The organism is Actinokineospora spheciospongiae (genome assembly GCF_003182415.1).
Lineage (GTDB): Bacteria > Actinomycetota > Actinomycetes > Mycobacteriales > Pseudonocardiaceae > Actinokineospora > Actinokineospora spheciospongiae.
In genome coordinates this window covers 12,258-34,684 of the sequence record NZ_QHCP01000006.1, presented here as the reverse complement: position 1 = coordinate 34,684, position 22,427 = coordinate 12,258, and the positions used below count along the sequence as shown (strand labels likewise).

The 22,427-nt window shown below is 71.8% G+C and carries 25 protein-coding genes; 10 read left to right on the top strand and 15 right to left on the bottom strand.

Going from position 1 to position 22,427, the window contains the following annotated elements; genetic code table 11:
- Positions 1-73: 73 nt before the first annotated feature.
- The 3 genes from DFQ13_RS17545 to DFQ13_RS17535 form a co-directional block, all read right to left on the bottom strand.
- Positions 74-2,758: an MFS transporter gene (locus DFQ13_RS17545; RefSeq protein ID WP_110080599.1), complete on the bottom strand. Its 2,685-nt coding sequence runs from the start codon at positions 2,756-2,758 to the stop codon at positions 74-76.
- Complete coding sequence (locus DFQ13_RS17540) at positions 2,755-3,267, bottom strand: MarR family winged helix-turn-helix transcriptional regulator (protein WP_035283178.1); 513 nt, start codon at positions 3,265-3,267, stop codon at positions 2,755-2,757. Before DFQ13_RS17540 ends, DFQ13_RS17545 begins: the two co-directional genes overlap by 4 nt.
- Before the next feature lie 135 nt (positions 3,268-3,402).
- On the bottom strand, positions 3,403-4,347 hold the full coding sequence (locus tag DFQ13_RS17535) for an alpha/beta hydrolase (protein ID WP_052021222.1): 945 nt from the start codon (positions 4,345-4,347) through the stop codon (positions 3,403-3,405).
- 189 nt (positions 4,348-4,536) lie between these two features.
- On the opposite strand from DFQ13_RS17535, the gene DFQ13_RS17530 reads away from it, so the two are divergent.
- Complete coding sequence (locus DFQ13_RS17530; RefSeq protein ID WP_110080598.1) at positions 4,537-5,934, top strand: FAD-binding oxidoreductase; 1,398 nt, start codon at positions 4,537-4,539, stop codon at positions 5,932-5,934.
- Positions 5,935-5,988: 54 nt separating this feature from the next.
- Positions 5,989-6,585 (top strand): hypothetical protein, encoded by a 597-nt coding sequence (locus tag DFQ13_RS17525; protein WP_035283180.1) that lies wholly within the window; start codon positions 5,989-5,991, stop codon positions 6,583-6,585.
- 531 nt (positions 6,586-7,116) lie between these two features.
- Here the strand turns inward: DFQ13_RS17525 and DFQ13_RS17520 are convergent.
- From DFQ13_RS17520 to DFQ13_RS17505, 4 genes are all read right to left on the bottom strand, one after another.
- Positions 7,117-7,794 carry a DedA family protein gene (locus tag DFQ13_RS17520; RefSeq protein WP_035288542.1) on the bottom strand — a complete coding sequence of 226 codons (678 nt, stop codon included), beginning with the start codon at positions 7,792-7,794 and terminating at the stop codon, positions 7,117-7,119.
- Positions 7,795-7,887: 93 nt separating this feature from the next.
- Positions 7,888-8,148, bottom strand: coding sequence for a hypothetical protein (locus DFQ13_RS17515; protein ID WP_035288478.1), 261 nt, complete (start codon positions 8,146-8,148; stop codon positions 7,888-7,890).
- A gap of 93 nt (positions 8,149-8,241) precedes the next feature.
- Positions 8,242-9,378, bottom strand: a complete 1,137-nt coding sequence (gene nagA / locus DFQ13_RS17510) for an N-acetylglucosamine-6-phosphate deacetylase (RefSeq protein WP_035288480.1) — start codon at positions 9,376-9,378, stop codon at positions 8,242-8,244.
- 101 nt (positions 9,379-9,479) lie between these two features.
- Positions 9,480-10,028, bottom strand: coding sequence for a SigE family RNA polymerase sigma factor (locus DFQ13_RS17505; RefSeq protein ID WP_035288482.1), 549 nt, complete (start codon positions 10,026-10,028; stop codon positions 9,480-9,482).
- 163 nt (positions 10,029-10,191) lie between these two features.
- On the opposite strand from DFQ13_RS17505, the gene DFQ13_RS17500 reads away from it, so the two are divergent.
- Complete coding sequence (locus DFQ13_RS17500) at positions 10,192-10,485, top strand: YciI family protein (protein WP_110080815.1); 294 nt, start codon at positions 10,192-10,194, stop codon at positions 10,483-10,485.
- On the opposite strand, the gene DFQ13_RS17495 is transcribed toward DFQ13_RS17500, so the two are convergent.
- A complete protein-coding gene (locus DFQ13_RS17495; protein ID WP_110080597.1) occupies positions 10,479-10,943 on the bottom strand; it encodes a pyridoxamine 5'-phosphate oxidase family protein in 465 nt (154 codons plus the stop codon). The genes DFQ13_RS17500 and DFQ13_RS17495 overlap by 7 nt on opposite strands.
- Positions 10,944-10,989: 46 nt before the next feature.
- Positions 10,990-11,919, bottom strand: a complete 930-nt coding sequence (locus tag DFQ13_RS17490) for a short-chain dehydrogenase/reductase (RefSeq protein WP_110080596.1) — start codon at positions 11,917-11,919, stop codon at positions 10,990-10,992.
- A 242-nt stretch (positions 11,920-12,161) separates the two neighbouring features.
- On the opposite strand from DFQ13_RS17490, the gene DFQ13_RS17485 reads away from it, so the two are divergent.
- Positions 12,162-12,377, top strand: coding sequence for a hypothetical protein (locus DFQ13_RS17485; RefSeq protein WP_110080595.1), 216 nt, complete (start codon positions 12,162-12,164; stop codon positions 12,375-12,377).
- 12 nt (positions 12,378-12,389) lie between these two features.
- Here the strand turns inward: DFQ13_RS17485 and DFQ13_RS17480 are convergent, their stop codons facing one another.
- Positions 12,390-13,322 carry an aldo/keto reductase gene (locus DFQ13_RS17480; protein ID WP_035288490.1) on the bottom strand — a complete coding sequence of 311 codons (933 nt, stop codon included), beginning with the start codon at positions 13,320-13,322 and terminating at the stop codon, positions 12,390-12,392.
- Positions 13,323-13,377: 55 nt separating this feature from the next.
- Here DFQ13_RS17480 and DFQ13_RS17475 point away from each other — a divergent pair, with 55 nt between their 5' ends.
- Positions 13,378-14,217: an LLM class F420-dependent oxidoreductase gene (locus tag DFQ13_RS17475; RefSeq protein ID WP_110080594.1), complete on the top strand. Its 840-nt coding sequence runs from the start codon at positions 13,378-13,380 to the stop codon at positions 14,215-14,217.
- On the opposite strand, the gene DFQ13_RS17470 is transcribed toward DFQ13_RS17475, so the two are convergent.
- Positions 14,207-14,491, bottom strand: coding sequence for a DUF427 domain-containing protein (locus DFQ13_RS17470; RefSeq protein WP_110080593.1), 285 nt, complete (start codon positions 14,489-14,491; stop codon positions 14,207-14,209). The genes DFQ13_RS17475 and DFQ13_RS17470 overlap by 11 nt on opposite strands.
- Positions 14,492-14,569: 78 nt before the next feature.
- On the opposite strand from DFQ13_RS17470, the gene fbaA reads away from it, so the two are divergent.
- Positions 14,570-15,604 carry a class II fructose-bisphosphate aldolase gene (gene fbaA, locus DFQ13_RS17465; protein ID WP_110080592.1) on the top strand — a complete coding sequence of 345 codons (1,035 nt, stop codon included), beginning with the start codon at positions 14,570-14,572 and terminating at the stop codon, positions 15,602-15,604.
- Between the two features lie 80 nt (positions 15,605-15,684).
- Here the strand turns inward: fbaA and DFQ13_RS17460 are convergent, their stop codons facing one another.
- Positions 15,685-15,885: a DUF397 domain-containing protein gene (locus DFQ13_RS17460; protein ID WP_110080591.1), complete on the bottom strand. Its 201-nt coding sequence runs from the start codon at positions 15,883-15,885 to the stop codon at positions 15,685-15,687.
- Between the two features lie 13 nt (positions 15,886-15,898).
- Positions 15,899-16,726: a helix-turn-helix domain-containing protein gene (locus DFQ13_RS17455; protein WP_181400031.1), complete on the bottom strand. Its 828-nt coding sequence runs from the start codon at positions 16,724-16,726 to the stop codon at positions 15,899-15,901.
- Positions 16,727-16,848: 122 nt separating this feature from the next.
- Here DFQ13_RS17455 and DFQ13_RS17450 point away from each other — a divergent pair, with 122 nt between their 5' ends.
- The 3 genes from DFQ13_RS17450 to DFQ13_RS17440 all read left to right on the top strand — a co-directional run bounded on the left by DFQ13_RS17450 (position 16,849) and on the right by DFQ13_RS17440 (position 18,819).
- A complete protein-coding gene (locus DFQ13_RS17450) occupies positions 16,849-17,067 on the top strand; it encodes a hypothetical protein (protein WP_110080589.1) in 219 nt (72 codons plus the stop codon).
- Between the two features lie 48 nt (positions 17,068-17,115).
- Positions 17,116-17,523, top strand: a complete 408-nt coding sequence (locus DFQ13_RS17445; RefSeq protein WP_110080588.1) for a DUF3151 domain-containing protein — start codon at positions 17,116-17,118, stop codon at positions 17,521-17,523.
- A gap of 171 nt (positions 17,524-17,694) precedes the next feature.
- Positions 17,695-18,819 carry a glycerophosphodiester phosphodiesterase gene (locus tag DFQ13_RS17440; RefSeq protein ID WP_035288506.1) on the top strand — a complete coding sequence of 375 codons (1,125 nt, stop codon included), beginning with the start codon at positions 17,695-17,697 and terminating at the stop codon, positions 18,817-18,819.
- 60 nt (positions 18,820-18,879) lie between these two features.
- Here the strand turns inward: DFQ13_RS17440 and DFQ13_RS17435 are convergent, their stop codons facing one another.
- Positions 18,880-19,140, bottom strand: coding sequence for a UBP-type zinc finger domain-containing protein (locus DFQ13_RS17435; protein WP_110080587.1), 261 nt, complete (start codon positions 19,138-19,140; stop codon positions 18,880-18,882).
- A 65-nt stretch (positions 19,141-19,205) separates the two neighbouring features.
- On the opposite strand from DFQ13_RS17435, the gene DFQ13_RS17430 reads away from it, so the two are divergent.
- Complete coding sequence (locus DFQ13_RS17430; protein ID WP_084176341.1) at positions 19,206-20,753, top strand: Na+/H+ antiporter; 1,548 nt, start codon at positions 19,206-19,208, stop codon at positions 20,751-20,753.
- 320 nt (positions 20,754-21,073) lie between these two features.
- On the opposite strand, the gene DFQ13_RS17425 is transcribed toward DFQ13_RS17430, so the two are convergent.
- A complete protein-coding gene (locus DFQ13_RS17425) occupies positions 21,074-22,360 on the bottom strand; it encodes an adenylosuccinate synthase (RefSeq protein WP_035288511.1) in 1,287 nt (428 codons plus the stop codon).
- Positions 22,361-22,427 lie beyond the last annotated feature (67 nt).

The window sequence follows — 22,427 nt, the reverse complement described above, 5'->3', positions numbered from 1 at the left end:
CGCGGCGTTCTGACAGCCCGGAGACGACGACGGCGCCCGCCCCGGTGGGGACGGGCGCCGTCGGCTCAGGTGGTCACTTCCACTCGTCGTAGCCGAGGGTCACGTCGTGCGTGCCGACCTCGCCGCCGCGCAGCGAGACCTGGTCGGCGGTCGGCGAGTAGCCGCTGGCGATCACGGTGTAGTCGCCCTCGGCCAGGTCGTCCACCACGTACCGGCCCTCGTTGTCGGTGCTGGTCACGGTGACCACACCGCCCGCGGCGTCGAGCACGGTGATCCGCGCGTCCGGCACCGGGGACCCGGTGGTCGTGCGGGCCACCCCGGACAGCTCCGCGCCGCCCACCAGTTCCACGTCGTGCCGGACCTCGCCGGTGGCCGGGAGGGTGAGCGGCAGCGCGGCCGGGCGGAACGTGTCCGCGCTGACCACCAGGGTGAACGAGCCCGCGCGCACCCCGGCGAACCGGTAGCTGCCGTCGGAGGCGCTCGGCTGGGTCTCCACGACCTCGCCGCGCGCGTCGGTGAGCGTGACCCTGGCCGTGGTGACCGGGGTGTGCCCGTCGGCGGCCATCACGTACCCGTGCAGCACCGCCGCGCCGACCAGGGTCACGTCGACCGTGGCCCGACCGGCCCGCACCTTCACCGTGGTCGCCTGCGGCTGGTGGTCGGGGGCGGAGGCGATGAGCGTGTACGCGCCGGGCAGCGGCGCGTCGAGCAGGTAGCCGCCGTCGTGCCCGGCGCCGACCCGGCCGACCTGCTGGCCGTGCGCGTCGATCAGGGTCAGGGCGGCGCCCGCGAGCGCGGAGCCGTCCGGGCGGCGCACCTGCCCGCTGAGCACCGGGGCGTCGCCGACCGCGCTCGCCCGCAGCGCCGAGGGCTGGAACGGCAGGAAGCCGTCGCGGTCGGGGTCCTCGGCCGGGAGGCCGCCCACCCCGTTCCCGTGGTGCCCGTTGCCGTTGCTGCCGTTGCCCTCGGGGGCGGCGACTGCGCCGTTCGCCTTGCCGTCCGAGGTGGTCCCGTCCGCGCGGTCGTCGTCGCGGTCCTCCTCGGTGGGCAGCATCGCCTCGCCGCCCTCCAGGGCCGCGGCGGAGACCGAGTTGGTCAGCCGCAGCGGGATCTCCTTGATGAACAGCGACACCACGAACGCCAGCACCATCACGCCCGCGCCCGCCAGGAACACGAGCTGGATGGACTCGGTGAAGCCCTGCTGGAACGGCAGCGCCAACCGCGGGTCGATCGCCTGCAGGAACGACGAGTCCTGGAGCACCCCGCCGCCCCCACCGCCGTTGAGCGCGGCGAACACCGGCTGGTTGACCGGGTTGTCCCGGACCGCCGGGTCGGCCGCCGCGGCCTGGAACGCCGGGTCCTGCGCGGCCCGGGTGAACGCCGAGGCGATGTTGTCGGCCACCGTGCTGAACAGCAGCGACAGGAACACCGCGACGCCGAGCGTGCCGCCGAGCTGCCGGAAGAACGTGGCCGAGGCGGTCGCCACGCCCATGTCGCGCACCGGCACCGCGTTCTGCGCGGCGATCGTCAGCGTCTGCATGCAGTTGCCCAGCCCCAGGCCGAACACCGTCATGTAGACCATCGGCTGCCAGATCGGGGTGTCCACCTCGACGCCGTGGAACAGCAGCAGGCCCACCACCAGCAGCGCGCTGCCCAGCACCGGGAACACCTTGTACCGGCCGGTGCGCGAGGTGATCTGCCCGGACACCACCGAGGCGATCATGATGCCGAGCATCATCGGGATCATGAACAGCCCGGCCTCGGTGGGCGTCAGACCGCGCACGATCTGGAGGTACTGCGGGATCATCGAGATGCCGCCGAACATGCCGACGCCGATGACGGTGCCCGCGACGATCGTCATGGCGAAGGTCGAGGTGCGGAACAGCCGCAGCGGGATCAGCGCCTCGTCGCCCATCCGGTTCTCCACGAACAGGAACGCGACCAGCCCCACCAGCCCGATGGCGTAGCAGGTGATCGACCGGGTCGAGTCCCAGCCCCACTCGCGGCCCTGCTCGGCCACGACCAGCAGCGGCACCACGGTCATCGACAGGAACGCCGCGCCGAAGTAGTCGATCCGGTGGTCGCGCCGCTGGTGCGGCACGTTGAGCACCTTGGTCACCACGACCAGCGCCAGCGCGCCGATCGGCACGTTCACCAGGAACACCCAGCGCCAGCCGGTGACGCCCAGGATCGAGTCGGTGCCCGCGAAGAAGCCGCCGATGACCGGGCCGAGCACGCTGGAGGTGCCGAAGACGGCCAGGAAGTAGCCCTGGTACTTGGCCCGCTCCCGGGGCGGCACGATGTCGGCGATGATCGTCAGCGCCAGCGACATCAGGCCGCCCGCGCCGAGGCCCTGCAGCGCGCGGAACGCGGCCAGCTCGTACATCGACGTCGACAGCGTGCAGGCCAGCGACCCGACCAGGAAGATCGAGATCGCGGTGGTGAAGAACGGCTTGCGGCCGTAGATGTCCGACAGCTTGCCGTAGAGCGGCGTGGAGATCGTCGAGGTGATCAGGTACGCCGTGGTCGCCCAGGCCTGCATGCTCAGGCCGTTGAGGTCGTCGGCGATGGTCCTGATCGAGGTGCCGACGATGGTCTGGTCGAGCGCGGCGAGGAACATGCCGAGCATCAACCCGGACAGGATCACCAGGATCTGCCGGTGGGTCAGCGCCGGCGCGTCCTCCGGCGCGGCGTGCTTGGCGGCGGAGGTCCCGCCGGTCAGCTTCTCCCCGCCCGCCTTCGCTTCGACGGTGGTCATCGGTCTTCCCCCTGGAACTTCTCGATCTCGGTGTTGAGCCTGGTGAGCAGGTGCACGAGGGTGCGCCGGTCGTCCTCGGACCACTCGGCGAGCATCCGCGCGATCTGCCGGGTGCGCCGGTCGTGGTTGGCCCGGAAGGCCCGGACGCCCTCCTCGGTGGGCACCAGCACGCACGCGCGGCCGTCGTCCGGGTCGGTCTGCCGCTCGACGAGCCCCTGGCCGACCAGCGCGCCGACCTGCCTGCTCACCGTGGACGGGTCGGAGTGGATCGCCTCGGCGAGCGCGTTCGCGCGCAGCGGTCCGGTGTGGACCAGCGTGGCGAGCAGGGCGTAGTTCGACCGCTCGATCGCGTGCTTGGCCTTGGAGGTGAAGTGCTGCTTGGCGTGGTTGCTCAGCCGCAGGAACCGGACCAGTTGCAGGCCGAGCTGGTCGGCCGTGCGCAGGTCCGCCGGGTCGGGCGCGTCCGAGTCGGTTGGGTTCGGCTCAGCCGCGCGTTGTGCGTCCGCCATGGCGATGTCCCGTTTGTCTTGGTTGTACTCAACAACTGGTTGCGTTAACCAAGCATGTTCTTCGACGGGAGTGATCGCAAGCCGGAATTGAGCAGACGAGGACGCCCGCGCGGCGGGTTCCCCCGGGCGCGCGGACTATGCGGCGAGTTGCTCCGCGAGGGCACCGCGGACGAAGTCGCCCACGTACCCCAGCGCCAGCCGCGCCTCGGGCACCAGGTGGTAGAAGGCGGGGAAGACGTGCACCTGACCAGGCCAGACCTGCAACTCGCAGTGCGCGCCCGCCGCCCGCATGGCCGCCGAGAGCCGCTCCGAGTCGCCGAGCAGGCACTCGATGTCGCCCGCCTGGATCAGCATCGGCGGCCAGCGCCGCTTGCTGCCCTTGAACACGTTCAGCCGCGGGTGGTCGAGATCGACGTCACCCGCGTACTGCAACGCCGCCTCCCTGGCGCGGGCGGGCGGGATGTACGGGTCGCGGTGCACGGCGTCGCGCTCGTCGAGCCCGCGGCCGGTCAGGTCCAGGAACGGCGAGAACAGCACCGCCGCGCCCGGCATCGCGAACCGCTGCCGGGTCAGCTCGGCCAGCAGCCCGGCGGTCAGGTGCCCACCGGCGGAGTCGCCCGCCACCACGACCTGCTCCGGCCGGTAGCCCTGGTCGAGCAGCCAGCGGTAGCCCGCCATCGCGTCGTCCGCGGCGGCCGGGAAGCGGTGCTCCGGCGCGCGCCGGTAGTCCAGCAGCAGCACCGGCAGCCCGGTCGACTGCGACAGCGCGGCGGCCAGGTGGCGGTGGCTGCGCAGCGAGCCGAAGACGAACCCGCCGCCGTGCAGGTACAGGATCGCGCCCGCCCGCTCGTCGGCCGCGCGGGCGGTGATCCACAGGCCGCTGACGTCGCCGAATCCGTGCGGCTCGTGGACCGCCCGGATGCGCGTGCCGCGCGGGATGGGCGCCATGCCCACGGTGTCGAACGCCTCGCGGACGATCCGCAACCCGGAGCCGTGCAGGCGCAGCCGGTCGGCCATCGGGCGGATGCTCGTGCGCAGCACGTTGGCGAGGGTGCGGGCTTGGACGCTCGGTCCGGGCATCACTTCACGTGCGAGGCCAACCATGGCGAACCCCTCCCGACCGGGCGTCCCCAGTGACGCCCGCCACACCACTGTAAACAGTGATCGAACAATTTCCGCATACGATTTGAAGAAATCTGGAATGGCGCATCAATTTGTCGCCCGATGAGCGTACGGCCAGGAATAGCACTCACGGGTTAACGTCATCGCGTGACCACCGACGCCCTGCTCACCCGACTCCGCGCCGCCCTCGGCGACGGCGGCGTGCACGTCGACCCCGACATCACAGCCGGTTACCGCCGCGACATGATGCCGCTGGCCCCCTTCGGCGACCCGCTGGCCGTGGTCTTCCCGGAGAGCACCGGCCAGGTCCAGGAGGTGGTGCGGGCCTGCGCCGAGCACGGGGTGCCGATCGTGCCGCGCGGAGCGGGCAGCGGCCTCAGCGGCGCGGCCAACGCCGTCGACGGCTGCGTGGTCCTGGTGACCACGCGGATGAACCGCATCGTCGAGATCGACGCCGACAACCGGCTGGCCGTGGTGGAACCGGGCGTGGTCAACCTCGACCTGCGCGGCGCGGTGGAGGAGCACGGGCTGTTCTACCCACCGGACCCCTCCAGCTACGACTGGTGCACCATCGGCGGCAACCTCGCCACCAACGCGGGCGGCCTGTGCTGCGTGAAGTACGGGGTGACCACCGATTCCGTCCTCGGCCTCGACGTCGTCCTCGCCGACGGGGAACTGCTCCGCACCGGCCGCCGCACGGTCAAGGGCGTCGCGGGCTACGACCTGACCAAGCTGTTCGTCGGCAGCGAGGGCACCCTCGGCGTGATCACCCGGGCCACCGTCGCGCTGCGCCCGCTGCCGCAGGCCCCCGGAACCGTGGTCGCCGCGTTCGGCACCACCGCCGCCGCGGGCACGGCGGTCAGCCGGATCGTCCGCGAGGGCGTCGTCCCGTCGCTGATGGAGATCATGGACTCGGTGTCCATCGCCGCGGTCGAGGCCCACCTCAAGACCGAACTCGGCGCGGGCGGGGGCTGCGCGGCCCTGCTGCTGTGCCAGTCCGACTCCGGCGGCGAGGCGGCCAGGGCGGAACTGGCCAAGATCGAGCAAATCTGCCTGGACGCGGGAGCGGAACTCGCGCACACCACCTTCGACATCGCCGAGGGCCAACTGCTCCTCACCGCCCGCCGAGCCGTCCTCATGGCCCTGGAGGTCTACGGCGCCTGGCTCACCGACGACGTGTGCGTCCCACGCACCCGCATCACAGAATTGATAGACGCCTGCGAGCGCATCAGCGCCGAGGTCGGCCTCCGCGTCGCCGTCGTCGGCCACGCGGGCGACGGCAACATGCACCCCACGATCGTCTACGACCCGGCGTCCGAGGACGAGTTCACCCGCGCCCGCCGCGCCTTCGCCGACATCCTCGACGCGGGCCTGGCCCTGGGCGGCACGGTCACCGGCGAACACGGCGTCGGCAAGGTCAAGCGGGAGTGGCTGGCGAGAGAAATAGGTCCGGTCGGCCTGCGCACCCACCGGGCGATCAAGGCCGCACTGGACCCGGGCAACCTGTTCAACCCCGGCTCGATGTTCGACCCCGACCCGGCCTGACCGCTACCGTACGCCGCACCGAGGGCAACCCACGGGGGGAGCTGGCACCACCAGATGGACGTCGCACAGTACGCCGCCGCCACCGAGGTGGCCCGCAGGCTCGCAGGCAGGCTCTCCGACGACGTCGTGGCCGTGGTGCAGGCCCAGTACGCCGCCGGGGAGCCGGAACTGGCGGTCGCCGCCCTGCTGCTCAACCTGGTGGCCGAGGGGGTGGCGGTCACCGCCCAGGAGGCCACCCTCATCCGCTCCCTGACCCCCGACCCCACCGACCCCGCCCTGGCCGACCTGGCCCTGGCCGACACGGCCCCCGCCCCCGCCTACCGCTTCAGCCCCACCGGCCCCCCGGAAGCCCCCGACCCCACCCCGGTCGACGAGGTCCTCGCCACCGAGGCCCCCCTCATCGGCGCCCGCCGAGTCCGCCGAGCCTGGCGCGACCCACTCCCCGACGCCCCGAACCGCCCCACCTGGGTCTACCTGGTCCAGGTGGCCCCGGAGGTCGACGAACTGCGCGCCTACAGCACCCTCACCGCCCACCTGTGGATGCGCAAGCAGGAGAAGTGGCCGGTGGAGGTCATCGCCGACGGCGGCCTCCTCCCGCCCTATCAGGCCGCAGCGGTCACCGCCGCCCGCCAGATCTGGGCCGCCGCCTGACCACCCCACCCCGCACCCCAACCGCACCCCACCGGGCGCAGCCGCCGACCACCCCACGAACCGCCGGCCTGGCGGCCGGCCACCCGAACCGCACCGGCGCAGCCGCCAACCACCCACCAACCGCCGGCCTGGCGGCCGGCCACCCGAACCCCACCGGCGCAGCCGCCAACCACCCCACGAACCGCCGGCCTGGCGGCCAGCCACGCCGAACCCCACCGGGCGCAGCCGGTGACTACCCCGCTAACCGCCGGCCCGGCGCCAGAAGGCCCGGGTGGGTGGATGTGCTTGGGTGGGGGAAGCGATCATGTGCAAGCCTGCCCGGGCAGTGGGGCACTCTTTTCGCCCCACTCGGTCACACCAGGCACATGATCGCTGTAGGGGCCCCGCCCAAGCAGATCCACCCACCCGGGCACGCCCAACAAACGACCGGGCTTTGAACCCACGGCACGGTTGGGCAGATCCACCCGGGCACGCCCCGAAAACGACCGGGCTTTGAAGCCCTGAACAGGACCACAAGCCAACGCCGCAAGGTCAAGCGGCGTGCTTGCGCTCCCGCCGCGCCTTCACGAACTCGATGATGATCGGCACCACCGAGATGAGCACGATGAGGACCAGCATCGCCTCGAGGTTCTTGTGGATGAAGTCGATCTGCCCGAGGAAGTACCCCAGCACGGTCACCCCGGTCGCCCAGAGCACCGCCCCGATGGCGGAGAACGAGAAGAACTTCTTCGGGTCCATCCGCCCCACCCCGGCGATGGCGGTGATGAAGGTCCGCACGATCGGCACGAACCGCGCCAGCACGATGGCCCGCGGCCCGTACTTCTCGAAGAACACGTGCGTCTTGACCACGTGCTCCTGCTTGAACAGCTTGGAGTCCGGCTTGCTGAACAGCGCGGGCCCGGCCTTGGCGCCGATCCAGTAGCCGACCACGTTGCCCAGGAACGCGCACGCGGTGAGCAGCAGGCAGGTGAGCCACAGCGGCGGCATGTCCACCAGGCCGTCCCCGGCGGCGTCCTTGGCGATGAACAGCCCGGCGGTGAACAGCAGCGAGTCGCCGGGCAGGAAGAAGCCCAGCAGCAGCCCGCACTCGGCGAAGATGATCAGGCACAGCCCTGGCACCAGGAACCAGCCGAGGCTGCTGAGGATGACCTCGGGGTCCAGCCAGCTCGGCAGCAGGGCGAGGTTCACGGGGAGATCGGTGGCGCGCACGCCCACAAGGTACAGGGCGTCCCTGTGTGCTATCTGGGAGCATCGCTCCCGTTAAGTCCGTTTTGTCCCGCAGCGGCGTCGGCGGCGCGGAACTCAGAGCAGGGTCAGGACGCCGACCACCGCGCCCGCGGCCAGCCCCAGCATGACCGCCAACCCGAGCACCCACCACGCCCGCGGCTGTTCGGTCCCGGGCATCCGCGCGGTCACCTCGGCGGGCGTCGCCGCCAGCGGCAGGTCGCTGCCGGAGAGCAGCCCGAAACCGCCGACCGGACCGGTCGGTTCCGACACCGGCGCCTGCGCGGCCTGCGCCCGCAGCGCCTCGGTGAGCAGCCGTTCCGGATCTGCCTCGGTCATGGCCCCGACCCTACTGACCCGCCCGCCCCCGGGCGGGTCGGAGCGGCGAACCGGGCGGCCCGTCGTCGTCGGGCGGAGCTGCCCGCGGTCGGGTCAGAGCCAGGTGCCGCGGCGGCAGACCCCGCTCAGCGCGAGGTCGCGGTCCAGCAGGACCAGGTCGGCCGCCAGGCCCTTGGCCAGCTTCCCGGTGGTGTCGGCCAGGCCCAGCAGGGCGGCGGGGCGGGTGGCGGTCGCGGCCACGGCCTCGGGGACGTCCAGCCCGCAGCCGCGCACCAGGTTCCGGAAGGCCGCGTCCATCGTCAGGCTGCTGCCCGCCAGGGCGCCGCCCTCGGCCAGCGTCGGCACCCCGTCGCGCACCCGGACCGCCAGGCCGCCGATCTCGTAGTCGCCGTCGCCCGCCCCGGCGGCGGCGATCGCGTCGGTCACCAGGACGGTCCGCTCGGGTCCGGCGTGCCGGGCCGCCAGGCGGACCACGGTCGGGCTGAGGTGGACCAGGTCGCAGATGAGTTCGACGCTGACCCGGTCGTCGTCGAGCAGGGCGCCGATGGGGCCCGCCTCCCGGTGGTGCAGGGGGCGCATCCCGTTGAACAGGTGGGTGGCGACCGTCGCCCCGGCGTCGACGGCGGGCAGCACCTGGGCCTCGACCGCGTCGGTGTGGCCCAGGGCGGCGATCGCGCCGCCGTCGACCAGTCGGCGGACCGCTTCGACCGAGCCCGCGAGTTCCGGTGCCAGGGTCACCATGCGGACCGCCCCGCGCCCGGCGGCGAGCAGCGCGTCCACCGCCTCCGGCTCCGGGGGCCGCAGGACGGCCGGGTCGTGGGCGCCGCAGCGGGCCGAGGACAGGAACGGGCCCTCCAGGTGGACGCCCGCGACGACGTCGTCCTCGACGAGTTCGCGCAGGGCGGCGATCTGGTCGGCGAGTTCCGGCACCGGCCGCGAGACCAGGCTGGCCAGCAGGGTGGTGGTGCCGTGCCTGGCGTGGGTGTCGGCGGCGAGCCGCAGGTCGGCGGGGTCGGGGCTGGTGAAGGCCGCCCCGCCGCCGCCGTGGCAGTGGATGTCGACGAAGCCGGGGACGACCCAGGCGCCGCCCGCGTCCACCGCGTCGTCGGCGCGCGGCGGGCCGCCGGTGCCCAGCGCGGCGATGTGCCCGTCCTCGACCAGCAGCCAGCCGTCGTCGAGCACGCCGTCCGGGGTGACCAGCCTGCCACCCGTGATGAGTTGTCCCGCCATCGTCGCCCCTCCGAGACGTCCAGGCACCGAGGTGCACAGTGGCAGTGTATTGGTCTGGACCGCAATGGTCTGGACCAAATCTACCCCGGGGGCGGTACGGCTCAGGGCTGGTTCATGATCTTCTGCAGCGCTTCCAGCGCCCGGCTGGCCGTCGACTTCACGGTGCCCTTGGAAATGCCCGCCGCCTCGGCGATCTCCGCCTCGGTGAGGTTGCCGTAGTAGCGCAGCACCAGCACCTCGCGCTGCCGCGGCGGCAACTGCGACAGCGCCTTCACCACGCCCTGGTGCTCGGCGGTGAGCATCGCCAGGCTCTCCGCGGACCGGGCGTTGACCGCGTGCGGCGGGGTGTACTCGCGGGCGGTCTTGCGCCTGCGCAGCACGCTGCGCGAACCGTTGACCACCGCCGTGCGCAGGTAGCCGACCGCGGCCGCCGCGTCGCGCAGGTTGCCCCAGTTGCGGTGCAGGCCGGTGAACGCCTCCTGCACCACGTCCTCGGCGGTCGCGGGCTCGTCGACGAGCAGCAGCGCCAACCGGATCAACCGCATCCGGTGCGTGCGGTAGAGGTCCTCCAGGGTCAGCGGCGCCTCCGGCTGCGGCGGTGGCGCGCTCCTGGTGTCGATGGCGCGCAGGCGGGTCAGCGTCTGCTCCACGCTGCGCTCCGCACGACCCTCCGGCGCACCGGAGCCGAGCTCACCGCGCCTCGGGGGGAAATCACCCCGGTGTCCACCATCCCCTGCCACGGGGGAACCCTACCGGTCCCGCTGGGTGAACACAGGGCCATCCGGTGTGTTCGGTGGTGCGATCATCGTCGCCATGACCTGGTTCATCATCGACACGACCTACACCACCGACCGCGAGCGGCTCCTCGCCAGCAGGCCCGCGCACCGCGAATACCTCTCGGGACTGGTGGGCGCGGGCACCGTGGTGGGCGCGGGCCCGTGGGGCGACGACCTCGGCGGCATGTTCATCGCCTCGGTCGCCGACCGCGCGGAGCTGGACGCGCTGCTCGCCGAGGACCCGTACCGGCGCGACGGCGTGGTGGCCGCCCAGTCGGTCCGCGAGTGGAAGCCGGTGCTGGGCGAGCTGGCCGAGCGGGCGGGTCAGTAGCCGCCGCCGAGCTTGCGGTGGTCCCAGGACACGACCTTCGTCGGCGTGAACACCAGGCCCACCCGCTTGACCGCCTGCACCCGCACGAACTGCGACGCGGCCACCGCGACCTCCTCGCTGCCGGTGTAGCGGGAGGTCAGCTCCGACCCGATGGCCGCGACCCGCTCACCGTCCTCCACCACCTCGACGTCGCACTCCATGCTGACGCCGCGCAGCTCCTCGTAGGAGTCCCCGGCCTCGACCAGCACCGTGGCCTGCGGCAGCCGCCGGAGGTTCGCCACCTTCTGCGAGCTGCCGTAGGTCCACGTCCGCAGGGTGGTGCCCTCCGGCACGTACCACAGCGGTGCCAGGTGCGGGCGCCCGTTGGGGCCCATGCTGGCCACGTCGGCGACGCGCTCGGCGAGCAGGAACGCGCCGACCTCCTCGGTGGTCATGACGATCTGCTCGCGTCGCGACATCGGTTCCTCCTGGGCGCTGGGGTGGCGGTCACCCCATCTTGCTCGGCTACGACTTCTTGCCGGCCATCGCCGCCGCGCCACCGGCGCCCACCGGCCGCGACGACACGTCCGCGCCGCGCTCGGCGATGTCGGCCAGCGCCGCCGCGTCCGCCTTCGCCACGACGTTGCCGGTCAGCCGCGCACCGTGCTCGATGATCAGCGGGATGGACGAGCGGACCAGCTTGAGCAGTCCGACCCACCCGGGCACGTGGATCGTCCGGTCGCGCCGCAGCACGCCCTTCTCCAGCGCGTCGAGCGCCAGCGGCACCGGGTACGCCTTGCCGATCGGGCCGGGCATGGACTTGCGCAGCGGCCCGAACACCGGGTGCTCGTCGGCGCCGTTGACCAGGTCGGTGGAGATCCACGACGGGTGCGCGACGCCGACGCGGACGCCGAGGTGCTTCATCTCCGAGCGCAGGCTGTTGGCGAACGCCTCCACCCCGGCCTTCGACGCGGCGTAGGCGGCCATGGCGGGCGCGTGCGTGATCGCGGCCAGCGAGGAGACGACGAGGACGTAGCCCTTGGCGGCGATGACGTGCGGCAGCGACACCCGCACCGTGCGCCACACGCCGAGCAGGTCGACCTCGATGGTCCGCTCGAACGCCTTCGGGTCGATCGACCGGATGAACCCGGCGGCGGCGATCCCGGCGTTGGCGATGACGATGTCGATGGCGCCGAACCGCTCGACCACCCCGGCCACCGCGGTCTCCATGGCCTCCCAATCGGTCACGTCGGCCTCGAACACCGCCGCGTCCGGCCCGCACTCGGCGGCGACCTTCTTCATCTCCACCGGTTCGAGGCCCACCAGGGCCACCTTGGCGCCCCGCGCGGCGAACCGCTTCGCCAGCCCGGCGCCGAAACCGCGCGCGGCACCGGTGATCAGGATGACCTTGCCCTTGACGCTGCGCGGCCGTGCCAGCAGATTCGTCGCGCCCATGGTTCCTCCTCGAACGAGTGGGTTGCCGGCCACGCTACCGCGACTTACCCAGAGTAAGCTACCGCGAGTAACAGGTAATTCTGTGCTTACACTTGGCTACTCTCCGCAGTTTTCGCTTGTGTCGGCACGTCTAGCTGAGTCAGGTGAACTTCCGCCCGGGTGGTTGGCGCAGTGCGGCGGACACCGTACGTTGACCGAAATGCACGTGCATTCGACCGTGCATCCGGTGAAAGAGGACCCCGATGACCTTCCGCCCCGCCCTGCTCCCCGTCTTCCCCCGCACCTCCTGCGGCGCGGTGCCCGCGCGCCAGTTCGCCACCCTGCTCACCCTGCTGGCCTTCGTCGTGACCATGGCCGCGCTCGGACACCCGCCGCACGTCACCGCACCCGCCGCCCTGGCCCTGGCCGCCGTCGCGGGCCGCGGACCCAAGACGGCGGCCTCGACCACCTCGCCCTGAGGCGGATCGACCTCAGTCCGAAGCGGCCGTCAACGCCGCCAGCTCGTCCTCGCCCAGCTCCAGCGACGCCATCGGCAGCAGGTCCGCGAGCTGCTCGACCGTGCGCGCGCTGGCGATCGGCGCCACCACCCCCGGCTGCGCCGCCAACCACGCCAGCGCCACCGCCGCCACGGGCACCGAGTGCGCCCCCGCCACCGCGTCCAGCGCCGCCAGCACCCGCCGCCCCCGGTCGTCCAGGTGCCGGGACGCCCCGCCCGCCCGCACGCTGTCCACAGTGGCGCCGTCGCGGTACTTGCCGGTGAGGAACCCGCTCGCCAGCGACCAGTACGGCAGCACGGCCAACCCCTCCCGGGCCACCAGCTCCGCGTACTCGGGCTCGTACTCCGCCCTGGCCACCAGGCTGTAGTTGGGTTGCAGGGCCGCGTACCGCGCCAGGCCCTCCCGGTCGGACACCGCCAGCGACTCCGCCAGCCGCTCCGCGCTCAGGTTCGACGCGCCGAGGTAGCGCACCTTCCCCTTGCGCACCAACGAGTCGAACGCGGCCAGCGTCTCCTCCAGCGGCACCGACGTGTCGTCGCGGTGCGCGTAGTACAGGTCGATGTGGTCGGTGCCGAGCCGCTTGAGCGACTGCTCCGCCGCCCGCTCGACGTTCGCCGCGGACAAGCCCTTGAAGCCCTCCATGGCGCCGACCTTCGTGGCGATCACCACCCGGTCGCGGTTGCCCCGGGCGGCCATCCAGTTGCCGATGACCGTCTCCGACTCGCCACCGACGTGCCCGGGCGCCCACTGCGAGTAGACGTCGGCGGTGTCGATGAAATTGCCACCCGATTCGGTGTAAGCGTCGAGTACGGCCTCGGAATTCGCCTGGTCAGCGGTCCAGCCGAAGACATTGCCGCCGAGGTTGAGCGGGAACACGTCCAGGTCCGTGGAACCGATGTTCGTCATGGCTCGAAGCTACCCGCGCTAGGATTCACCACCTTCCACACCGATCGGAGGGCACATGACCGCCGAACTTGGCCGGGTGGGCGTCTGGAGCGGGGCCCACCTGTGGACCGACGGCGCGGAGCACGCGGCCGAACTCGAAGAGCTGGGCTTCACCGCGCTGTGGCTGGGCGGCTCCCCCGGCGGTGACCTCGCCGTCGTCGACGCGCTGCTCGGCGGCACCGCCGCGCTCGCCGTCGGCACCAGCATCGTCAGCATCTGGACCGACGGGCCCGCGGGGATCGCCACCGCGTTCGACCGCATCTCCACCCGGTTCCCCGGCCGGTTCGTCCTCGGCCTGGGCGCCAGCCACGCGGCCCTGGTGGAGAGCGTCACCGACAAGACCTACGAGAAGCCCTACAGCAAGCTGGTGGACTACCTCGACCAGCTCGCCGTGCCGATGGACTCCGTCGCCCTGGCCGCACTGGGCCCGCGCACGGTCAAGCTGGCCGGGGCCCGCACCCGCGGCGCCCTGCCCTACCTGGTCACCCCCGAGCACACCGCCCGGGCCAGGGAACTGCTCGGCGCGGGCCCGCTGCTGGCCCCCGAGCAGCACGTGGTCCTGGAGACCGACCCGGCCAAGGCCCGCGAGCTGGCCCGCGGCGCCCTGGCCATGTACCTGGGGCTGCCGAACTACGTCAACAACTGGCGCCGCCTCGGGTTCACCGAGGACGACGTCAAGGGCAGCGACCGGCTCGTCGACGCCCTCGTCGCCTGGGGCGACGAGGAGGCCATCCGCGAGCGGGTCGCCGAGCACCACGCCGCCGGTGCCGACCACGTGGCCATCCAGGTGGTCACCGCCGACGGCGGGCTCGACTTCGCCGCCTACCGCAGCCTGGCGGCGGCGCTCACGGGGTGATCTCGACCCCGCGCCAGAAGGCCACGTGGTCCTTGATCTCCGCCGCCGCGTCCTTCGGCGCCGGGTAGTACCAGGCCGCGTCGGTGTTCTCCTCGCCGTCGACGGTCACGGAGTAGTAGCTGGCCGTCCCCTTCCACGGGCACACGCTCGTGGTGGGGGACGCGCTCAGGAGGTCCCGGCGCACGGAGTCCGGCGGGAAGTAGTGGTTCCCCTCGACGACCTTTGTGTCGTCGCTCTCGGCGATCGTCTCGCCATTCCAGGTCGCGGTGGTCATGTGGTCAGTCTGACGGAGCGGACCGGTGCGCGCTGCTCGTACTATCCAGCGAAAGTCCCACCCCGAGGAGGACCACCGATGCCCATCGCCACACCCGAGGTCTACGCGGAGATGCTGGACCGGGCGAAGGCGAGCGAGTTCGCTTACCCAGCCATCAACGTGACGTCATCGGAGACGCTCAACGCGGCGCTGCGCGGCTTCGCCGAAGCCGAGAGCGACGGCATCATCCAGGTCTCCACCGGCGGAGCGGAGTTCGCCTCCGGCACCAAGGTCAAGGACATGGTCACCGGCGCGGTCGGCCTCGCCGAGTTCGCCCACGTCGTGGCGGCGAAGTACCCGGTCAACGTCGCACTGCACACCGACCACTGCCCCAAGGACAAGCTCGACGGCTACGTCCGCCCGCTCATCGCCATCAGCCAGGAGCGCGTGGACGCGGGCAAGAACCCGCTGTTCCAGTCGCACATGTGGGACGGCTCGGCCGTGCCGCTGGAGGAGAACCTGGAGATCGCCGCCGAGCTGCTGGAGAAGGCCGCCAAGGCCCGCATCGTCCTGGAGATCGAGGTCGGCGTCGTCGGCGGCGAGGAGGACGGCGTCGCCAACGAGATCAACGACAAGCTCTACACCACCGCCGACGACTACCTCAAGACGGTCGACGCCCTCGGCGTGGGTGAGAAGGGCCGCTACCTGCTGGCGGCCACCTTCGGCAACGTGCACGGCGTCTACAAGCCGGGCAACGTCAAGCTCCGCCCGGAGATCCTCAAGCAGGGCCAGGAGGTCGTCACCCAGAAGCTGGGGCTCGACCCGGGCTCCAAGCCCTTCGACCTGGTCTTCCACGGCGGTTCCGGCTCGCTGCTGGAGGAGATCCAGGAGGCGGTGTCCTACGGCGTCATCAAGATGAACATCGACACCGACACCCAGTACGCCTTCACCCGCCCCATCGCCACCCACATGTTCACCAACTACGACGGCGTCCTCAAGGTCGACGGCGAGGTGGGCAACAAGAAGGCCTACGACCCCCGCAGCTACCTCAAGGCGGCGGAGCAGGCCATGGCCACCCGCATCACCCAGGCCTGCGAGCACCTCAAGTCCGCGGGCCGCATGATCGCGGGCTGAGCATTCGAGGGTCGCGCATCACAGGTTGAAACAACGACGGCGGCGGGGCACCTGCACAGGTGCCCCGCCGCCGCTGTTCGTCAACGCTGCTTGGCCCAGCCCCGGAGCTGGTCGAACGCGGTGGGCGCGAGCACGAGGTGACCGCTGTCCGGGCTCTTGCTGTCCCGAACAGCCGCTCCCACCGGCAGGTTCGCCAACTCAACACACTGCGCGCCACCCCCGCCGCTCCGGCTGGACTTGCGCCAAGTCAGCCCCACAAGGGCGCTTGGGGAGATCAACATGGTGGGGACTTCCTCACTCAAGCTCGATGATCCGCCGTTTCAGCTCATCCTGACTGGCTTCTTCACCAAGCGCCAGATCGCTCGCTTGCTCGAAGGCCAGGCTGTACGTGTCCGTGGTCTTCAGGTAGTCAGCCCCGGTCAGCGTTTCGGTGTAGGCGATCCGCGCATTCGCAGGTTCGATCCACAGCAGGGTGAAGGGGCAACTCAGCCCCGGCGTGCCTCCCGCCGCCCAGGGCAGGATGCGGATCGTCACGTTCGGCAGCCCGGCCATTTCGACCAAGCGCTCCAACTGCCGCGCCAAGACCTCTTGGCCGCCGGTCTCCCGGTAGAGGGCTTCGATGCCCAACACCGCCAGAACCCTGATGCCCGATGATCGCAGCCGCTCACCCCGCTCGTGCCGGGCCTGTGCCATGCCCGCCACCTGCGCCCCCGGGATCACCGGTGAACGCATCAGTTGGGCACGCGCGTACTCCACCGTCTGGAAGATCCCCGGCACCTCGTTGTAGACCATGCGGATCTCGGTGGAGTCGCGCTCCAGCGCCACGTACTGCCGCGCCGAGTCGGTGACCCGCTCCGGCGCCGCCGACCGCCGCCCGTCGGCGGCAAGTGACCGCAACTGCTCCGCCTCGTGCCCACTCACCCCGTAGATCCGCAACATCTCATCGCACTCACGGGGCTTGGTCGCCAACTGCCCCGTCTCCACCTTCGACAGCTTCCCGCGATACCACCCCAACGCGACGTTCGCCGCCTCCAACTCCACCCCGGCGCGCTCCCGAAGCTCCCTCGCCCGCGCCCCGAAGATCAACCGCTGGACCACCGGCCCCGGATCAGTGCTTTTCACACCCCAAGCCTGCCCGTCCACCCCGCGTCTCACAGAGCGTACTGCCAAACGTCACCCTTTGAGACTCATGATTCACTCGGGAGAGCCGCCTGTGTCCTGCGTCTCAAACGTAATCTCCAGTCATGCGCACCAACTCGCACATCAGCATCAGCACCGGCGTCATCTGCACCGCCGCCGTCGACCTCCGAGCCATGCCCGGCCACGGCGACGCCTACGACTTCGTCTTCGAATCCGACGACCAGCACTTCGCCCTGGCCTTCGACGCCCCCACCCTCGCCCACTTCATCGACCTGGCCCAAAACCTCCTCGCCCAGCAGGCCACCCCACCTTCCGCGCCCTGAACCCGCCCGCCCCGGCCCCACCCGGCCCTCGCGCGGCATGATGGCCCCATGAACCTGCTTGGCGGACCCGACCCCACGTACCTGCCCGACCGGCCCGAACAGCAGGCCGCCCTCGAAGCGGGCCAGGACCCGGTCGAGGTCGTCACCGGCACCCCCGACTTCAGCGAGGCCTGGGCCGCCTTGGCCGAGGGGGCCCTCGCCGACGGTCAGCCGGTCGCGGCCTACGCCTACGCCCGCACCGGCTACCACCGCGGCCTCGACCAGCTCCGCCGCGCAGGCTGGAAGGGCCACGGCCCCATTCCGTGGTCGCACCGCCCCAACCAGGGCTTCCTCCGCGCCCTCGCCGCCCTCGCCAAGGCCGCCCAGGCCATCGGCGAGACCGAGGAGCACACCCGCTGCGCCACCTTCCTCGCCGACTCCGACCCCCAGGCCCCCGCCGCCCTCGGCCTGGCCTGACCCACCCGCCCCCGGCTTCCACCCGCCCCGGCGACGAATCCCGTCGCCGGGGCGGGTGGAAGCCGGGGTACCGGCAGTTCACGTGACCGTGGGGTGGTGGACGCCGGGCGGTGGCCGGGTGGTCTTGGGGTCGGGCCAGGGTTGGGCCGAGACGGGACGTGGAGGTTGGTCATGACGGTTGCCCGGATGCTGGGGGTTGCTGTGTCGGCATTGGCTTTGGTGGGGACCGCTGCGCTGAGCAGTGCTGCCGCTGCTCCCGAGCAGGCGGCTGGGCGGCCCGGGGAGCGGGCGACCCCGCTGGTGATCGGGCACCGGGGTGCTTCCGGCTACCGGCCGGAGCACACGCTGGCCGGCTACGAGCTGGCGGCGCGGATGGGGGCCGACTTCATCGAGCCCGACCTGGTCTCCACCAAGGACGGCGTGCTGGTGGCCCGGCACGAACCGGAGATCGGGGGGACGACCGACGTCGCCGCGCACCCGGAGTTCGCGGGGCGGCGGACGACGAAGGACCTGGACGGGGTCGCGGTGACCGGGTGGTTCACCGAGGACTTCACGCTGGCCGAGTTGAAGACGCTGCGGGCGACCGAGCGGATTCCGGACGTCCGGCAGGAGAACACGATCCACAACGGGCGCCACCAGGTGCCCACGCTCCAGGAAGTGATCGACCTCAAGAACCGGCTCTCGCGGGAGCTGGGGCGCGAGGTGGGGATCTACCCGGAGACCAAGCACCCCACCTACTTCCAGCGCCAAGGCCTCGCCCTGGAGCCCGAGCTGGTGCGGGTCCTCAACCGCAACGGGCTCAACCGGCGCAACGCGAAGGTGTTCGTGCAGTCCTTCGAGGTGGCGAACCTCAAGGCGCTGCACCGGGAGCTGCGGGTCCCGCTGGTCCAGTTGACCTCGGCCTCCGGCGCGCCCTACGACTTCGTGGCGGCCGGGGACGAGCGGACCTACGCCGACGTCGTCAGCGCCCAGGGCCTCAAGGAGGTCTCGACCTACGCCGACGGGGTCGGGCCGGACAAGAACCAGGTCGTGGCGCGGGACGCGGCGGGCAACCTGGCGCAGCCGACGCGGTTGGTGGCCGACGCCCACGCGGTGGGGCTCAAGGTGCACCCGTACACGTTCCGGGCGGAGAACACGTTCCTGCCGAAGAACCTGCGGTCGGACGCCGTCGCGGCCAACTACGGCGACCTGTTCGCGGAGCTGAGCGCTTTCTGGAAGGCCGGGGTCGACGGGGTGTTCAGCGACAACCCCGACATCGCGGTCGCCTCCCGGGCGGAGAACTTCCCGCGCGCGTAGACCACCCAGCCGCAGGAGGCCGTCACCGGAACCCGGTGGCGGCCTCTTTGGTCCTCCCGGTCAGACGAGGCGGTTGTCCGGGTAGCACCAGCGCCAGGACTCGCCCGGTTCGTGGGAGCGCATGACGGGGTGGCCGCTCGCCCCGTGGTGGGCGGTGGCGTGCTTGTGTGGGCTGGAGTCGCAGCAGGCGACGTGGCCGCAGGTGAGGCACTGGCGCAGGTGGACCCAGTGGCGTTCGCCGAGGGCGGCGCAGTCGGGGCACTCGTCGGTCGCGTCGGCGGTCACCCCGGTGGGGAGGTCTTCGGTGTGTGCGCAACTCATCGGCGGTCCTCTCGGGCGACTATGGGTCATCCTCGCGCAGAGGACCGGCGGGTGTGGAGGTACGGGTGGAACTGCTGCTGTTGTTGGTGGGGTCGTGGGCCGTGACGGTGCTGGCGCGGCGCGTGGACTGGCCCGCCCCGCTGGTGCTGACCGCGGTGGGCATCGGGGTGTCGTTCATCCCGGGGGTGCCGGAGTTCGGGCTGGACCCGGACCTGGTGCTGCTGGTCGTGCTGGCCCCGCTGCTGTACTCGGCCGCCCTGGACAGCTCCTACCTCGACATCAAGGCCAACATCCGGCCGATCGGGTTGCTGGCGGTGGGGCTGGTCCTGACCACGACCGCCGTGGTCGGGCTGGTGGCGCACTGGGTGGTGCCGGGGTTGGGCCTGGCGCCCGCGCTGGTGCTGGGGGCGGTGGTGGCGCCGCCGGACGCGGTGGCGGCGGTGGCGATCGGGCGTCGGCTGGGGTTGCCCCGGCGGGCGATGACGCTGCTGACCGGGGAGAGCCTGGGCAACGACGCGACGGCGCTGACCGCGTTCAAGGTGGCGGTGGCGGCCGCGGTGGGCGGGTCGGCGATCTCCTGGGGCGACGGGCTGGTGACGTTCCTGGTCGCTGCCGTCGGCGGGGTGGCGGTGGGGCTGGTGGTGGCCGTCGTCGTGCACGCGGTCCGGCTGCGGGTGGGTGACGGGGCGCTGGAGAGCGCGCTGGGGCTGCTGGTGCCGTTCGGGGTGTACCTGCTGGCCGAGGAGGTGCACTCGTCCGGGGTGCTGGCCGTGGTGGTCGCGGGTCTCTACCTGGGGCACAACGCGCCCGCGGCGGGCTTCTCGACCCGGTTGCAGGAGACGGCGGTGTGGAAGTCGCTGGACGTGCTGCTGGAGTCGCTGGTGTTCGCGCTGATCGGGTTGCAGGTGCGGACGGCCGTGGCGGACGCCGACCCGGGGTGGGACCTGCTGGGGGCGTCGGCGGTGGTGCTGCTGGCGGCGATCCTGGTGCGGTTCGCGTGGATGTTCCCCGCGGCGTACGTGCCGAGGTGGCTGTTCAAGCGGGTCCGGGAGCGCGAACCGGTGGCACCGGGGTGGCGGCAGGTGACGGTGCTCGGGTGGGCCGGGATGCGCGGGGTGGTGTCGCTGGCCGCGGCGGCGGCCATCCCGCTGGAGATGCCCGGGCACGACGTGGTGCTGCTGCTGACGCTCGTGGTGACCGTGGGCACGCTGCTCCTGCAGGGCATGACCCTGCCCGCGCTGATCCGGCGGCTGGGCGTGCGCGACTCCGGGGAGCAGGAGCGGGCGCTCGCCGAGGCGCAGGTGCAGAACAACGCGGCGCGGGCGGCGGTGTCGCGGCTGGAGGAGATCGTCGACTCCAGCGCGGTGCCGGAGCACCTGGCGGCGCGGCTGCGGGCGCTCGCGGAGCACCGGGGCAACGCGGCGTGGGAGCGGCTGGGGCGGCAGGAGGAGGAGAGCCCGGCCGCGGCGTTCCGGCGGCTGCGGCGGGAGATGCTGTCGGCGGAGCGGGCGGAGTTCGTGGCGGCCAGGGACCGGCGGGAGATCGACGACGAGACGCTGCGGCGGGTGCAGCGGGAGCTGGACCTGGAGGAGGCGGCGTTGTCGCGGGAGTGAGCGCGGGTGGGTTGGTTCGGGGTGGTTCTGCTCGGCGTGCCTGTGTGTTGGCCGTGCCGTGGAAAAGCCCGGGAGTTTCGTGGGCTTGCCCGGGTGGGTGGTTCCGCTTGGGCGGGGCCCCTACGGCGATCATGTGCTCCAGCGTGTCAGGTGGGGCTGAAAAGATGCCCCACCGCCCAGACAGGCTGTCACATGATCGCCACCCCCACCCGAGCAGAACCACCCACCCGGGCATTCAGTCGCCGGGCCGCCGGTGTGGGGGTGGCCGGCGGCTGCGCCCGTTGTGCCCGGGTGGGGGGTGATCTGCGGTGTGGGGCTGGCTAGACCATCTCGTGGCGGACGATGGTTTGGTCGCGGCCGGGGCCGACGCCGATCGCGGAGACGCGGGCGCCGGACAGCTCCTCGATCCGCTCCACGTACGCGCGGGCGTTCGCGGGCAGTTCCTCCCAGGTGCGGCAGGCGCTGATGTCCTCGAACCAGCCGGGCAGTTCCTCGTACACCGGTACCGCGTGGTGCACGTCGGTCTGGGTCATCGGCATGTCGTCGACCCGGGTGCCGTCGACCTCGTAGGCGACGCAGACCGGCACCTTCTCCAGGCCGGAGAGCACGTCCAGCTTGGTGAGGAAGTAGTCGGTGATGCCGTTGACCCGGCTGGCGTAGCGGGCGATGACCGCGTCGAACCAGCCGGTGCGGCGCAGGCGCTTGGTGGTGACGCCGATTTCACCGCCGACCTTGCGCAGGCGCTCGCCCATGTCGTCGTCCAGCTCGGTGGGGAACGGGCCGGAGCCGACGCGGGTGGTGTAGGCCTTGAGGATGCCGATGACCGTGGTGATCCGGGTGGGGCCGATGCCCGAGCCCGCGCTGGCGCCGCCGGAGGTCGGGTTGGACGAGGTCACGAACGGGTAGGTGCCGTGGTCGACGTCGAGCAGGGTGCCCTGCGACCCCTCCAGCAGCACGACCTCGCCGCGCTCCAGCGCCTGGTTGAGCAGCAGGCGGGTGTCGGCGATGCGGTGCGCGAAGCCCTCCGCGGCGGCCAGCACCTCGTCCACCACGCGCTCGGGCTCCAGGGCCTTGCGGTTGTAGACCTTGACCAGCATCTGGTTCTTGATGTCGAGGGCGGCTTCGACCTTCTGCCGGAGGATCTTCTCGTCCAGCACGTCCTGCACCCGGACGCCGACGCGGGCCACCTTGTCCTGGTAGGCCGGGCCGATGCCGCGCCCGGTGGTGCCGATCTTGGCCTTGCCGAGGTAGCGCTCGGTGACCTTATCGATCGCCACGTGGTAGGGCATGATCAGGTGCGCGTCCGCCGAGATCAGCAGGCGGGAGGTGTCGACGTCGCGGGCTTCCAGGCCCGCCAGCTCGGTGAGCAGCACCGAGGGGTCGACGACGACGCCGTTGCCGATCACGTTGGTCACCCCGGGGGTGAGGATGCCGGAGGGGATCAGGTGCAGCGCGAAGTCCTGACCGTCCGGCAGCACCACGGTGTGCCCGGCGTTGTTCCCGCCCTGGTACCGCACGACCCACTGGACCCGCTCGCCGAGCAGGTCGGTCGCCTTGCCTTTGCCCTCGTCGCCCCACTGGGCGCCGATCAGCACGATAGCCGGCATGTGAAACTCCAGGTGTTGGCAGTTGGAGAGACTGTGACACCCGTTCCCGCGCTGCCTCGGTGCGAAT

Excerpts from the sequence above, each read along its gene's own strand:
- DFQ13_RS17545 (WP_110080599.1), bottom strand. The coding sequence starts at position 2,758 with ATGACCACCGTCGAAGCGAAGGCGGGCGGGGAGAAGCTGACCGGCGGG.
- DFQ13_RS17540 (WP_035283178.1), bottom strand. The coding sequence starts at position 3,267 with ATGGCGGACGCACAACGCGCGGCTGAGCCGAACCCAACCGACTCGGAC.
- DFQ13_RS17535 (WP_052021222.1), bottom strand. The coding sequence starts at position 4,347 with ATGCCCGGACCGAGCGTCCAAGCCCGCACCCTCGCCAACGTGCTGCGC.
- DFQ13_RS17525 (WP_035283180.1), top strand. The coding sequence starts at position 5,989 with ATGGACGTCGCACAGTACGCCGCCGCCACCGAGGTGGCCCGCAGGCTC.
- DFQ13_RS17515 (WP_035288478.1), bottom strand. The coding sequence starts at position 8,148 with ATGACCGAGGCAGATCCGGAACGGCTGCTCACCGAGGCGCTGCGGGCG.
- nagA (WP_035288480.1), bottom strand. The coding sequence starts at position 9,378 with ATGGCGGGACAACTCATCACGGGTGGCAGGCTGGTCACCCCGGACGGC.
- DFQ13_RS17500 (WP_110080815.1), top strand. The coding sequence starts at position 10,192 with ATGACCTGGTTCATCATCGACACGACCTACACCACCGACCGCGAGCGG.
- DFQ13_RS17495 (WP_110080597.1), bottom strand. The coding sequence starts at position 10,943 with ATGTCGCGACGCGAGCAGATCGTCATGACCACCGAGGAGGTCGGCGCG.
- DFQ13_RS17490 (WP_110080596.1), bottom strand. The coding sequence starts at position 11,919 with ATGGGCGCGACGAATCTGCTGGCACGGCCGCGCAGCGTCAAGGGCAAG.
- DFQ13_RS17485 (WP_110080595.1), top strand. The coding sequence starts at position 12,162 with ATGACCTTCCGCCCCGCCCTGCTCCCCGTCTTCCCCCGCACCTCCTGC.
- DFQ13_RS17480 (WP_035288490.1), bottom strand. The coding sequence starts at position 13,322 with ATGACGAACATCGGTTCCACGGACCTGGACGTGTTCCCGCTCAACCTC.
- DFQ13_RS17475 (WP_110080594.1), top strand. The coding sequence starts at position 13,378 with ATGACCGCCGAACTTGGCCGGGTGGGCGTCTGGAGCGGGGCCCACCTG.
- DFQ13_RS17470 (WP_110080593.1), bottom strand. The coding sequence starts at position 14,491 with ATGACCACCGCGACCTGGAATGGCGAGACGATCGCCGAGAGCGACGAC.
- fbaA (WP_110080592.1), top strand. The coding sequence starts at position 14,570 with ATGCCCATCGCCACACCCGAGGTCTACGCGGAGATGCTGGACCGGGCG.
- DFQ13_RS17460 (WP_110080591.1), bottom strand. The coding sequence starts at position 15,885 with ATGTTGATCTCCCCAAGCGCCCTTGTGGGGCTGACTTGGCGCAAGTCC.
- DFQ13_RS17450 (WP_110080589.1), top strand. The coding sequence starts at position 16,849 with ATGCGCACCAACTCGCACATCAGCATCAGCACCGGCGTCATCTGCACC.
- DFQ13_RS17445 (WP_110080588.1), top strand. The coding sequence starts at position 17,116 with ATGAACCTGCTTGGCGGACCCGACCCCACGTACCTGCCCGACCGGCCC.
- DFQ13_RS17440 (WP_035288506.1), top strand. The coding sequence starts at position 17,695 with ATGACGGTTGCCCGGATGCTGGGGGTTGCTGTGTCGGCATTGGCTTTG.
- DFQ13_RS17435 (WP_110080587.1), bottom strand. The coding sequence starts at position 19,140 with ATGAGTTGCGCACACACCGAAGACCTCCCCACCGGGGTGACCGCCGAC.
- DFQ13_RS17425 (WP_035288511.1), bottom strand. The coding sequence starts at position 22,360 with ATGCCGGCTATCGTGCTGATCGGCGCCCAGTGGGGCGACGAGGGCAAA.